This window comes from Microcoleus sp. S28C3, from assembly GCF_036700785.1.
GTDB classification, from domain to species: Bacteria; Cyanobacteriota; Cyanobacteriia; order Cyanobacteriales; family Microcoleaceae; genus Microcoleus; species Microcoleus asticus.
The window spans coordinates 1-12,315 of the sequence record NZ_JAUBPO010000040.1; the positions used below are offsets into that span (position 1 = coordinate 1).

Below are 12,315 nucleotides of genomic sequence, written 5' to 3' on the forward strand. Positions count from 1 at the left end.
CCTTATTCTCTCCCAGCGCGGTGGCTCTAGTTCTTCTGAAGCCACCTTTCTCATCTTTATTTAGTCTAAACTACAGTGATAAAGGAAGTTGTCTGAAAATTGTGGTCTGTTTTAGCATGGGCTGTACCTGGTAAGTTTCGCGATCGCGCAAATAAATAGAGGATGATGCTAGGAAGCGATCGACCTCTATTCAGCCATGATATTCTATTTATCAAGAGATGCAGAAACATTTATTGCTGCATTGAAGGAGTATCAAAAAATCGACATCCTAAGGGATTTGTGCGTACAGATTTATTTTGAGGAGTTGTTATAGGAGGACGAGAGTTAGGAAGGGTGGTATTCAATTCTGAGACGGTAAACGATTTAGAAATATTAGGATTTTTCCCGATATCGCTCGCAGAAGTTTTAGCAACATCTGCTGACTCGGTACTTGTGATATTTTGTGTTTCAGTTACATTTATCTGCGATTTGACAGTCGTTTGTGCCTGACACGGATAGGCAGTCATAGCATAAATCACAGCAAAGCCCAGGAACCTAAAATAGCCCGTTGATTTAATCATATTGATCTAAACCTAAACCTAAAGAACTGTTATTACTGCGTCTTAATAATAGATTAAATGAGCAAAACTTATATTTCAAGCGTGTTTATGCGTATTTTTTTTACTTAAAAATTACGTACTTGTATGTAAGGAAGAAAGATATAAACGGGAAAATTACTACCAAATGTAAAGTTTCAGTAAAAGTAGCGGGTTTTTACTGAGAAAAAATCTTAGGACATCCCGCTGGGGTTTTAATCACTGTCTGCTGACCGAAAAGCACTTTTCTCGCTTAACAGGCAGGATTTCGGTTCCACCAAATTAAATTTTCTTGGGGGCCGTTCATCCGGGGCGGGTTCACCAAAATTGTTTGCAATTCGCGATCGATCTAGTAAAACCCCCCACAGCATTACACTCTTAAAAAGAAAATGAAGTTCTCAATACACCAACTGAGATCGGGTCGCTATCGGGAGTGTGACCGGGTTGAAAAATCAAGATCAATCCAGGGGTGACGCTGATATTATCATTCACCTGCCAGCGATAGAATACCTCTACATGAGTAGTCGTTCCGGGTTGCCCGCCCGATCGCCCTAAACCCGTATCTAAAAAATCAGGAACGTTATTGCCTGTAGGTAAATTGCTGCTGACAATTTTAGGCGGTTGCCCGATATAAATTCCTCCTAAACTTCCTGATTTAAACAAATCGGGAAAATTTACAAAAACCATATAATTTGTAGTTGCTACTGTACCAGATTTACCCGGAATGCGAGAATTAGTATAACCAGCCCAACCTCCCAGAGAAACTCGCGATGAAAGGCGCCAATTTAAACTGGCTCCCACTGCATTTGTTTGCAGAGATGCTGACTTATTTGTGCTAGGATTGATAGCAGTTAATTGGCCGTCGCCCGCCAAATTAATCAGATTACCGTTCGGCGAATAATCGTTAACATAATACACAGTAAGATCGACAGGATCGGCTGGTGTCAGAGTTAGTTGTACACCCAATGTATTGTGTCCTTCAGAACCGTTAGAACTAACAAAGAATCCGGGAATGTTAGTAGAATAAACTGCTTGCAAACTGGCTCGATTCGCAAATTGCCAGTCAATGCCGATGCCGCCTAAACCCAAACCAGTGTTCAAAATAGGGTTTCTTTGGGCGAAGGCAGAAAGGGGGCCGGAAGCTGCACTTTCGACCCGATTCGGCCCTCGAAAACCGGTAACCATGTTAACTCCTGCTGTCCCTGCAAACACTGCCAATTTGTCGCCGACCAGAAAGCGGTAGTTGAGGTCACTGACCGTTAATCCAGAAGTTTCGGCTAAATTATAAGCAAGGTTTACGTCTTCGGTTAATTGTGGTGAATTGCTTCCGTTCTGGTTGTAAAAACCGATTAATAAGTTACTGCGAGGACTAAATTGAGTGGTTAAGTAGAATTGATTTAGGTTGATAATGTTGACATTTGTACCGGGATCTTTTGTATCTCTTTTGCCGTCTCTGGGAGCGCGGTCTGCACGGTTGGGCGCGCGCCCTTGTATTCCAAAAATGGTGAATCCTGATAGCTTAGTTGTTGTTGAAAATTGATTGGCTTCTAGTTCTGTAGAGCGCGCTTCTAAAAGGTCAGTTCGACCTCGCAGTGTGGCAACTTCTGCTGCAAATTCTTCTTGCAATGTTTGCACTTTTATCAAGTCATTTCGATTTACTTGGTTTTGGGTTTGTTTGGCGATAGACTCGCGTATTTTATCTAAACAAGCATTGACTCCGGCTGCAAATTCATAGCGGGTGAGGGCGCGGTTTCCGCGATAGGTTCCGTCGGGGTATCCAGCTATGCAGCCGTATCTTTCTACTAAGGATTGCAGTGCTTGAAATGCCCAGTCTGTGGGCTGTACGTCGCTGAGTTGGGAAACTGATGTAACTTGTTCTATTGAGTTTTCAGTAGGGTAAATTAATGGGGGATTTGCTAATTTATTTTCTTCAACTAACGGAGGTATTTCTGCGGGCTGCGTTTCGCTGGCTTCGGATATGTGAGTTTCTATCTCACTCGCCATAGGTACGGGCGGCTCCGATGTGGGGTTTATCGCTGGAGTTACATCTACATTGTGAGAATTTTCGACTGATTGTCGATCGGGATTACGATCGACATTATCCGGTAGATTATTGGTCGGTGCGGGTAATTGATACCATTCATTAACTGGATCTTCGGAATTTGCACTATTTGCTGTTGTTTCAGGATTTGTCGTTTCTGCTAATGCTGGAACGCTCAATAATGCCTGCAATCCGAATCCTACTATTAAGCTGCTAAGGATTTCCCAAATTTGTCGATCGCACTTTTGATTTTTCATTTTATTATACTTTGTTAAGATTTGTCCAAAAAAGTGAGAAAAAAGGCGATTCCCTACGGGATAGCTACGCTTCACGCACTATTCGAGATGAAGGGCGATCGTAAATTCCGTTTTTTCTCCCAAAACCGACGAACAAGTCAAACTGTCGCCCTCGGTTTCTTCCACTATGTGACGGCTGATTGACAATCCGGTTCCCGTTGCTTTCCCAACAGATGTTGTAGTGAATGAAGGGTCAAAAATCTGCGATATTATTTCCTCAGACACTCCTGTGCCATTGTCTTTGATTTTAATCCTAATATCTCGCTCTTGCTCATATAACTAAGTAGTAATAGTGTAGTAATAGTAATGGTGTTTGGTGCGGATGTAATCGATGCAAAAATACACATTTGCTTAGCTTTTTATAAATCATCGAGCGCCTTTTTCAGAACCATTCATAAACACCGAATTCAGTTCTAATAGCATTTAAAAAAACTAATCTAGCCATAATTTGTGATAAGTTGAATAGCCGAACGGTTATTATTGGTCTTCAAACGGTGCTGCAAAATCATCAAAGTGCTATCAATTCCTTCCCGGATATCGGCTAACACTTTATACTAGCTGTCTGCACGGGAAAAAGTGCCGAGCGAGTTATCGCTTAACATCGTTAGGAGGGAAACGCGAGCGATTTTTTTAGCGATCGCTAACTTTTTTAAGTTCTGTATCATTACGGTTGACAAAGCAAAAATATTAAGTATATTTAACTCATTTAAACCCGTTAATACTATAATACTATCATCGCCAATGGGTAGCTGCCAATAGCTGCGACATCCATTCAAACTCCACCAATTTAAAAGCTATGTGCCAATTACTGGGAATGAACTGCAATGTTCCAACAGATATTTGCTTTTCGTTTGAGGGTTTTTCTGCAAGAGGTGGCAGAACAGACGTTCATCAAGACGGTTGGGGAATTGCTTTCTTTGAAGGTTTGGGATGTCGCCTTTTTATAGACTCTAAACCTGCGATTGCTTCTCCGGTTGCTGAAGTAGTGCGTCGCTATCCCATTCATTCAACTAACGTCATTGCTCACATCCGCAAAGCTACCCAAGGCGAAATTGCTCTCGAAAACTGCCACCCTTTTATTCGGGAACTTTGGGGGCGCTATTGGGTGTTCGCTCACAATGGAAATCTCGAAAATTTTAATCCCGAATGTGCCGGAGTTTACAAACCTGTTGGCAAAACTGACAGCGAAAAAGCTTTCTGTTTGATATTAGAAAAGCTGCGAAAAAGTTTCCCTCTAAATAAGCCTAGTGTGACGGATATTTACCCGGTACTGAACGAAATCACTAAAACTTTGGCAGAGTACGGAATTTTTAATTATTTACTTTCTGATGGAGAACACTTGTTCGCACATTGTTCTACTAATCTGCATTATATTGTGCGACAAGCACCTTTTGCTAGCGCGCACTCGATCGATGAGGATGTTACAGTCGATTTCCGGGAACTGACAAAGGAGGACGATCGCGTGGCTGTTATTGCCACTTTTCCGCTGACTGATAACGAAGTTTGGACGCAAATTCACCCGGGAGAATTGCTGGTATTTCAGGATGGTTGCCCGGTCAATTTTTAACCGCTGGAGTTAAGTTAAATGATCGCTACGAAGCGGCTGCAAAATCTGTTTATTGCCGCATTCCCGGTTCGTGAAATGCCAACACAAGATCTTCCTTGGGAACCCCTGCACGCACAAAATCTGTTGCAATCCCATCTTCTGTCCAGTCTTCCTCGATCCAGAATTTGCGATCGCGAATCCGAACGTAAACAGTGATACTGGTAATGCGATCGCCCTTTTGCCAGCCAAGATTCATCCAGATGTAATGACCGTTTTGTTCGTCGGTAATTAAGAATGTCTCGATGTCTGGTTGAGGATGGCGGCACAATTCTACATACTCGGTTAAAATCCCCTAGATTAGTTTGGGATACTCGATTAGTTTATCCATTTTACAATTGCCTCTACTTATGCAGCAAAACTATTAACAAGTCTAACTGTAGGTCTGTATAACCGAGTTGGCGATGGAAAAAAACTTTCACGTCGCGTAGTAGATACTGGAAAATCATCAATATTTTTTGAGTAGGTATTGACAGAAAATAAAATATTCGGTAATCTACGATAAGATAGGTGTTTGTCACGCAAATGTAAATCAATATGTAGTTAACTTGCTGATTTGTTAGTGAGGGCCTGGCTGAAAAAAAAATTTGCGAAACAGAAGTTCATGGCTGTTGTTTTCCGCTAGAGAATTGCTAAAAGTTATCTATAACAGTATGGTTATGGTGAACCTCAGTATTTATTGGTATGCGTGTAGTTGCTGAACTGGTAAGCCAGTCCACCGAGTCATACACTACAAAAAGATTGGTGCTAGGTGAAGTCAGAATGAAATTAGGAAACATAACAGAGCCAATGTTAAAGCTTCTAGAAGATGCTGGAGAAGCAGAGGCTTTGCTTAATAAAGAGCCGAATACGCAATTTTTTCGGCGTGCATACATCCGCAGCATTTTTGCTTCTATAGAAGGAATAATTTGGCTGATTAAGCAAACTTGCCTTAAAGCAAGATCACGTAAGGGAGTTCTGCCAATGACTATTGCAGAATATGCGATGCTTGCCGATGAAAGTTATGGTCTAAAAGGTAATGGCGAAATATGTATTCAAACAAAATTTCTGAGGCTTCCCGATAATCTTCGTTTTACAGTGAAGGTTGTTAACCGTCTGTTTAGAATGCAGCTTGAACTTGGAATTGGAACAACTACATGGAAAAATTTTCAAACAGCTCTTGCAATTAGGCATAGAATTACTCATCCTAAGAATGCCTCTGACATTGACATCTCAGATGATGAGATAGAAATTTGTAAGGAGGTTACTGGTTGGTTCAATGATATTGTGGCTAAATTTATTCAAAATTTAGTTAATACATCAACTTGAGAAACCGGGGGAGTCAGAAACCGGGTTTCTCACCAAAATCGGGCATGAGAATGCTTAAATTATCGCAGAAACCCGGTTTCTTGGATTAGGGTCGATCGCCTAAGAGTCAGAAACCGGGTTTCTTCACTAAATCTTGGTGAGGATGCCAAGATTATCGCAGAAACCCGGTTTCTTGGACTAGCTGCCGCCAATCCGAGCGACATCGCGAGCATTTTCTTCAAACGCAGCCGTCAGCGCATCATCACCGCTTAAACCCGATGCGATCGCCCTTTCAATAGCCTGCAACACCCGCTTATAATCCCTCGGCATCACCTTCACAAACACCGGCACCATCTCATCCCACGCAGCCAGAACCTTCGATGCCTTCGCACTTCCAGTCAAATCAACGTGAGTTTGAAGCATCTGCCGCAAATCGCTAATTTCCTCAACATCCTCCAATTTTTCCAAATCCACCATCGACATATTGCAGCGAGTAGCAAAATCCCCCGCTTCATCCAAAATGTAAGCAACACCGCCACTCATACCCGCTGCAAAATTGCGCCCGGTTTCGCCCAAAACTACAACTTTGCCGCCAGTCATGTACTCGCAACCGTGATCGCCCACACCTTCAACTACTGCGTTAACGCCAGAGTTACGCACCCCAAAACGTTCGCCCGCCATCCCTCGGATGAAAACCTCACCAGCAGTCGCGCCGTAAAGCACTACGTTACCGACAATCACGTTTTCCTCAGCGACAAAGGTAGAAGCTGGCGACGGATACAAGATAATCTTGCCGCCGCTGAGCCCTTTGCCCAAATAGTCGTTAGCTTCGCCTTCGAGCTCCAGGGTGACTCCCTTGGGCACGAATGCGCCAAAGCTTTGCCCGGCGCTGCCTTGGAAGTGCAGGTGCACCGTGCCATCCGGCAAACCTTCCCAGTTGCGCTTGGTGATTTCGTTGCCGAGAATTGTGCCGACAACGCGGTTGACATTGGTAATCGGCAGTTTGGCGTGGACTTTTTCACCGTTTTCGATCGCACCTTTGCACAAATCCAACAACACAGTCATGTCGATCGACTTTTCTAAACCGTGATCCTGCGCCATCTGACAATAGCGCCCGACATCCGCCCCAACCTCCGGCTGATAAAGGATTTTGGAGAAGTCCAAACCCTTAGCCTTCCAGTGTTCCACAGCTTGCTGAGGTTCCAAAACATCAGTGCGGCCAACCATTTCATTCAGCGTGCGGAAGCCCAACTGCGCCATAATTTCCCGGACTTCCTGCGCAATGAAAGTCATAAAGTTTACCGTGTGATCGGGGTCGCCGGTAAAATTTTTCCGCAGCAGCGGGTCTTGCGTCGCCACGCCCACCGGGCAAGTGTTCTGGTGACAAACGCGCATCATGATGCAGCCCAATGTCACCAGCGGCGCGGTCGCAAAACCGAATTCCTCAGCGCCAAGGAGTGCAGCAATTACTACATCGCGGCCGGTTTTCATTTGACCGTCAGTTTCCACGACAATCCGGCTGCGAAGATTGTTGAGTACCAAAGTTTGGTGAGTTTCCGCCAGTCCCAATTCCCAAGGTAAACCGGCGTGTTTGATCGAAGTTTGCGGCGAAGCGCCGGTTCCGCCGTCGTAGCCGGAAATCAACACCACATCGGCGTGGGCTTTTGCAACCCCGGCCGCGATCGTCCCGACTCCAACTTCCGACACGAGTTTGACGCTGATCCGCGCTTCCCGGTTGGAATTTTTCAAGTCGTGAATCAATTCGGCCAAATCTTCGATCGAATAAATGTCGTGGTGAGGAGGAGGCGAAATCAATCCCACACCCGGAGTCGAGTTCCGCACCTTGGCAATCCACGGGTATACTTTTTTACCGGGCAACTGTCCGCCTTCACCGGGTTTCGCGCCTTGCGCCATCTTGATTTGCAGTTCCCGCGCTTGGGAAAGGTACAAGCTGGTAACGCCGAAACGCCCGGAAGCAACTTGTTTGATCGCGCTGTTTTTCGAGTCGCCGCGATCGTTGGTCCAAGTGTAGCGTTCCGAGTCTTCCCCCCCTTCACCGGTGTTCGATTTGCCACCAATGCGGTTCATGGCGATCGCCAGAGATTCGTGGGCTTCTTTAGAAATCGAACCGTAACTCATCGCCCCAGTTTTAAAGCGTTTGAGAATAGATTCGATCGGCTCAACTTCCTCAATCGGTATCGATTCCCGCTGCTTGAATTGCAACAAACCGCGCAAGGTAAAATGCTGCTGGTTTTGTTCGTTTACCAGCCCAGAATACTGTTTGAAAAGCGTATAACTGCCCTCGCGCACCGACTTTTGCAGCGCGTGAATTGTCTGCGGACTAAACAAATGCGCCTCGCCTTCTTTCCGCCACTGATATTCGCCGCCGACATCGAGAGTATGTCCGCTGGATGGGCGGTCTGGGAAAGCGTGAGTATGGCGCAAAATAGCTTCTTGGGCGAGGACTTCGAGGTCTACGCCTTCAATCCGCGAGGCTGTCCAAGCAAAGTATTTATTGACTACGGATTTGTTTAAGCCGATTGCCTCAAAAATCTGCGCGCCGCGATAACTTTGAATTGTGGAAATCCCAATTTTCGAGGCAACTTTCGTCACACCTTTAGTTGCCGCTTTGACGTAGTTTTTGCAAGCAGTTTTGTACTCGACATTTAGCAGCAATCCTTCGCGGATCGAATCGGCGATCGTCTCAAAAGCCAAATACGGATTAATCGCGCCGCAACCATATCCAATAAGTGTCGCAAAGTGATGCACTTCCCTCGGTTCGCCGGATTCGAGAACGAGTCCCGCCCGCGTCCGCGTTCCTTTGCGGATCAAGTGGTGGTGCAGGCCCGCAACTGCCAGCAGCGCCGGAATAGGGGCTTGGTCGGGACTGATACCCCGATCGCTCAAAATGATGATATTCACCCCGGAGGCGATCGCGCTGTCTGTTGCTGCAAAAACCTCTTCTAAGGCTTGTTCCAGACCTTTTACCCCGCTTTTGGGGTCAAACAAAATCGGTAGTGTAATCGACCGGAAATTGCCCTCATTTACGTGTTTGAGCTTAGCTAATTCTTCATTGCTGAGAATGGGCGTTTTCAGTTCAATCAAATGACAGCTTTCCGGTTCTGGTTTGAGCAAATTGCGTTCAGCGCCGATCGTAGTTTCGGCAGAAGTTACAATTTCTTCGCGGATAGAATCGATCGGCGGATTGGTAACTTGAGCAAACAACTGCTGGAAGTATTCATAAAGCAGTTTTGGGCGGTTGGAAAGCACCGCCAGCGGCGTATCCGCACCCATCGCGCCGACAGCTTCCACGCCATCTTTCGCCATCGGTGCTAACAGCAACCGCAGTTCTTCAAAGGTGTAGCCAAAGGCCATTTGCCGCTGGATCAATGTTTCGGGGTGGGATTCTGGCAATGCCGGCGCATCTTTCAGTTTGGCGATTTCGACCATGTGCTGGTCGATCCACTGGCGGTACGGATGTTCTGTAGCGATTTTGGTTTTAATTTCCTCGTCAGAGACGATGCGGCCTTCCTCGGTATTTACCAGGAACATCCGGCCCGGTTGCAAGCGGCCGTTGGATGCAATTCGTTCTGGGGCGATCGGCAAAACTCCGGCTTCCGATGCCATAATTACCAAGTCGTCTTTGGTAACGCAGTAGCGGGAAGGGCGCAAACCGTTGCGATCGAGCACGGCCCCGATCGAAGTACCATCGGTAAAGGCGATCGAAGCTGGGCCGTCCCAAGGTTCCATCAAGCAAGAATGGTATTCGTAGAAAGCCTTTTTCTCGTCACTCATCGACTCGTGGGCTGTCCAAGGTTCCGGAATCATCATCATTACAGCGTGCGGCAAAGAACGCCCAGCCAAAGTCAGCAATTCCAAAGCATTGTCAAAAATCGTCGAGTCGCTACCTTCGATGTTGATTAAATTCGGGATTTTCTTCAAATCGTCTCCGAACAACTCCGACTCGAACAGCGATTGCCGCGCGTGCATCCAGTTAATGTTGCCGCGCATCGTGTTAATTTCGCCGTTGTGGGCGATGTAGCGGTAAGGGTGCGATCGTTCCCAGCTCGGAAAAGTATTCGTGCTGAAGCGCGAGTGAACCAGGGCTAGAGCGCTTTCCATGTCGGGGTCGTGCAAATCGGGATAGTAATCGCCGACTTGCACGGGCATTAACATACCCTTGTAGACGATCGTCCGGCACGAGAGAGTGGAATTGTACCAGTAGGGGTCTGTGTTAGTCCTGCGGATGGCGTTGTGAGCCCGTTTGCGGATGACGTATAGTTTCCGCTCGAAAGCCGCCTCGTCGATACCTGCGGCGCGCCGCAGGAACACTTGCTGCATAAAGGGTTCGCTAGATTTGGCGGTTTCGCCGAGGGACGAGTTGTCCGTGGGAACATCTCGCCAGCCGAGCACTTCCTGGCCTTCTTCTGCCGCGATTTCCTCAAAAATGCGCTGACCGTTTTCCCGTTCAGTTCGATTTGGCGACGAGTAAATCGCGCCGACGCCGTACTCGCCGGCTTCTGGAAGTTCGATGTTTAGGGCCGCCGTTACTTTCTTGAGAAACTTGTGGGGCACCTGCATCAAAATGCCCGCCCCGTCTCCGGTGTTGGGTTCGCAGCCGCACGCGCCCCGGTGGTCGAGGTTCAAGAGGATTGTCAGTGCCTGCTCGACAATTTCGTGGGATTGGTTACCCTTCATGTGTACGATGAACCCGACTCCGCAAGCGTCGTGCTCGAACTGCGGATCGTATAGGCCTTGTTTTGCTGGCAGTTCGTTGCTGTTCATTTTGATGTTTTCCTAAAATTGACGAAAAAATTGCGATCGGCAGAGTACCGAGCTTTTTATTGTACCTAATCTGTATTTTCTAATTATGTCTGCTTGTAACTTTTAAGCTTAAGAAAATTGTTATATCTCAGCAGTCATGATTCATTAGCCATGAGTCATTAGTCATTAGTCAGAAGAAAAATCTCTTCCTCTCCCCCTCCCTCACACTCTTTCTCTCCCCCAATCCCCCAATCCCCCAGTCTCCCAGTCTCCCAGTCTCTCGTTCTCCCTGTCTCCCCGTTAAGCTTATTTAAAGCACAGGCCTTTGAGAATGAAGATTTGATGTAGATTGGGGCGATCGCAAATACGGGGTTACAACTGCTGTGATGATTTTGCTATGGTGGTCAAGGTGGGTCGATCGGGCAGAGCATACAAAAGTGCAAAACTCTACAGTCCGCTAACCGGTTCGCGCGATCGGACTTCGGTTTTAAGGATAAATTAGCTAATATCACAATCCAACGTCGTTTACCAAAGGATTCAGCAAGGAATCCTCAAGGAGTGAAAATCATGGTACAGATTCAAGAAATTTCTCAAGTATCTACTCTGCACGCACCTGCTGCACCCAACGGAATAGCCGCTACAGAATTGCGGCCTTGGGGTTCATTTACAACTTTAGAAGAAGGCCCAGGATATAAAATTAAGCGGATCGAAGTTAAGTCCGGACACCGCCTCAGCCTGCAAATGCACCACCACCGAAGCGAACACTGGATCGTGGTTTCTGGTACTGCAAAAGTTACTTGCGGCGAAACAGAAATTGTTCTGTTTACCAATCAGTCTACCTACGTTCCTCAGTGCACTTCTCACCGCCTGGAAAATCCGGGAGTTATCCCCCTGATTTTAATTGAGGTGCAGAATGGCGAATATCTCGGAGAAGATGATATTATCCGCTTTCAAGACGATTATGCTCGTAATGAAAAGGCTAAGTAACTCAAGTTCCTAAAGATATAGCGGTAAGGTGCGCTGCGGCGCACCCTACATTCTCCGGGTAAGGTGCAGGGCTAGGCGCACTCTAAATTTCTCAAAACTCAACACTACTCCCAAATTATTACCAATTACCAATTACCAATTACTCATAATGATTCATCTGAGCAAAACAGCAGCAACAGAAGTAACGCGCCTCAAGTCGAAGCATCCGAACCCCAATGCTTTATTTCGTGTGGGCGTGGAATCGAGCGGCTGCTCGGGTTTGTCTTATACAATGGCATTTGACGATGCGCCAGCCCCAGAAGACGCTGTATGCGAGTCGGAGGGAATTTCCGTTGCGATCGACCCCCAGCACTTAAAATATCTCAATGACCTCACCTTGGATTATTCAGAAGACTTGATGGGCGGAGGTTTTCGATTTCACAATCCCAATGCCGCCCAAAGCTGTAGCTGCGGCAACTCCTTTTCTGCCAGGGAATAATCCCTAAGATGACACTCAAAGACTTAGAAAAAGTCCAAAAAACCTTCAAATAAGCCGAGACTATCAATATCGACGCCTGTTCAGAATTAGGAATTGACGGCAATGGAGATATACACCATGGAAGGCAGAGCACTTACACAACTCGATGAGTTAAGAATGCTGGAAGCAGAAGGAAACGCCTGGGTGCGGGTGGGAGCAAAACATGGGTAGGAGTTTACATCACAAGAAGCCGTCAATAAGCATCAAGAAATTATCCAAGAACATATCGCGACTATGGCAGCGAA

General features: G+C 46.4%; 9 protein-coding genes. 4 read left to right on the plus strand and 5 right to left on the minus strand.

The window, feature by feature from the left end; translation table 11 throughout:
- Window positions 1–230: 230 nt before the first annotated feature.
- The 3 genes from QUA13_RS14005 to QUA13_RS14015 all read right to left on the minus strand — a co-directional run bounded on the left by QUA13_RS14005 (window position 231) and on the right by QUA13_RS14015 (window position 3,170).
- The gene (locus tag QUA13_RS14005; protein ID WP_333199353.1) at window positions 231–560 is read right to left on the minus strand and encodes a hypothetical protein; all 330 of its coding nucleotides are present in this window, start codon (window positions 558–560) and stop codon (window positions 231–233) included.
- Between the two features lie 393 nt (window positions 561–953).
- Window positions 954–2,873, minus strand: coding sequence for an iron uptake porin (locus QUA13_RS14010; RefSeq protein ID WP_333199355.1), 1,920 nt, complete (start codon window positions 2,871–2,873; stop codon window positions 954–956).
- 78 nt (window positions 2,874–2,951) lie between these two features.
- Window positions 2,952–3,170, minus strand: coding sequence for an ATP-binding protein (locus tag QUA13_RS14015; protein WP_333199414.1), 219 nt, complete (start codon window positions 3,168–3,170; stop codon window positions 2,952–2,954).
- Window positions 3,171–3,708: 538 nt separating this feature from the next.
- Between QUA13_RS14015 and QUA13_RS14020 the strand changes: the two genes are divergently transcribed.
- A complete protein-coding gene (locus tag QUA13_RS14020; protein ID WP_333199357.1) occupies window positions 3,709–4,479 on the plus strand; it encodes a class II glutamine amidotransferase in 771 nt (256 codons plus the stop codon).
- Window positions 4,480–4,528: 49 nt separating this feature from the next.
- Here QUA13_RS14020 and QUA13_RS14025 read toward each other — a convergent pair whose 3' ends face one another.
- Window positions 4,529–4,807, minus strand: coding sequence for a XisI protein (locus tag QUA13_RS14025; RefSeq protein WP_333199416.1), 279 nt, complete (start codon window positions 4,805–4,807; stop codon window positions 4,529–4,531).
- Window positions 4,808–5,277: 470 nt separating this feature from the next.
- Between QUA13_RS14025 and QUA13_RS14030 the strand changes: the two genes are divergently transcribed.
- Complete coding sequence (locus tag QUA13_RS14030) at window positions 5,278–5,823, plus strand: hypothetical protein (protein ID WP_333199359.1); 546 nt, start codon at window positions 5,278–5,280, stop codon at window positions 5,821–5,823.
- A 177-nt stretch (window positions 5,824–6,000) separates the two neighbouring features.
- Here the strand turns inward: QUA13_RS14030 and gltB are convergent, their stop codons facing one another.
- The gene (gltB, locus tag QUA13_RS14035; protein WP_333199361.1) at window positions 6,001–10,587 is read right to left on the minus strand and encodes a glutamate synthase large subunit; all 4,587 of its coding nucleotides are present in this window, start codon (window positions 10,585–10,587) and stop codon (window positions 6,001–6,003) included.
- Window positions 10,588–11,133: 546 nt separating this feature from the next.
- On the opposite strand from gltB, the gene QUA13_RS14040 reads away from it, so the two are divergent.
- Both QUA13_RS14040 and QUA13_RS14045 read left to right on the plus strand, forming a co-directional pair.
- On the plus strand, window positions 11,134–11,553 hold the full coding sequence (locus QUA13_RS14040) for a phosphomannose isomerase type II C-terminal cupin domain (RefSeq protein ID WP_172190009.1): 420 nt from the start codon (window positions 11,134–11,136) through the stop codon (window positions 11,551–11,553).
- A 148-nt stretch (window positions 11,554–11,701) separates the two neighbouring features.
- A complete protein-coding gene (locus QUA13_RS14045) occupies window positions 11,702–12,031 on the plus strand; it encodes an iron-sulfur cluster assembly accessory protein (RefSeq protein ID WP_333199364.1) in 330 nt (109 codons plus the stop codon).
- Window positions 12,032–12,315 lie beyond the last annotated feature (284 nt).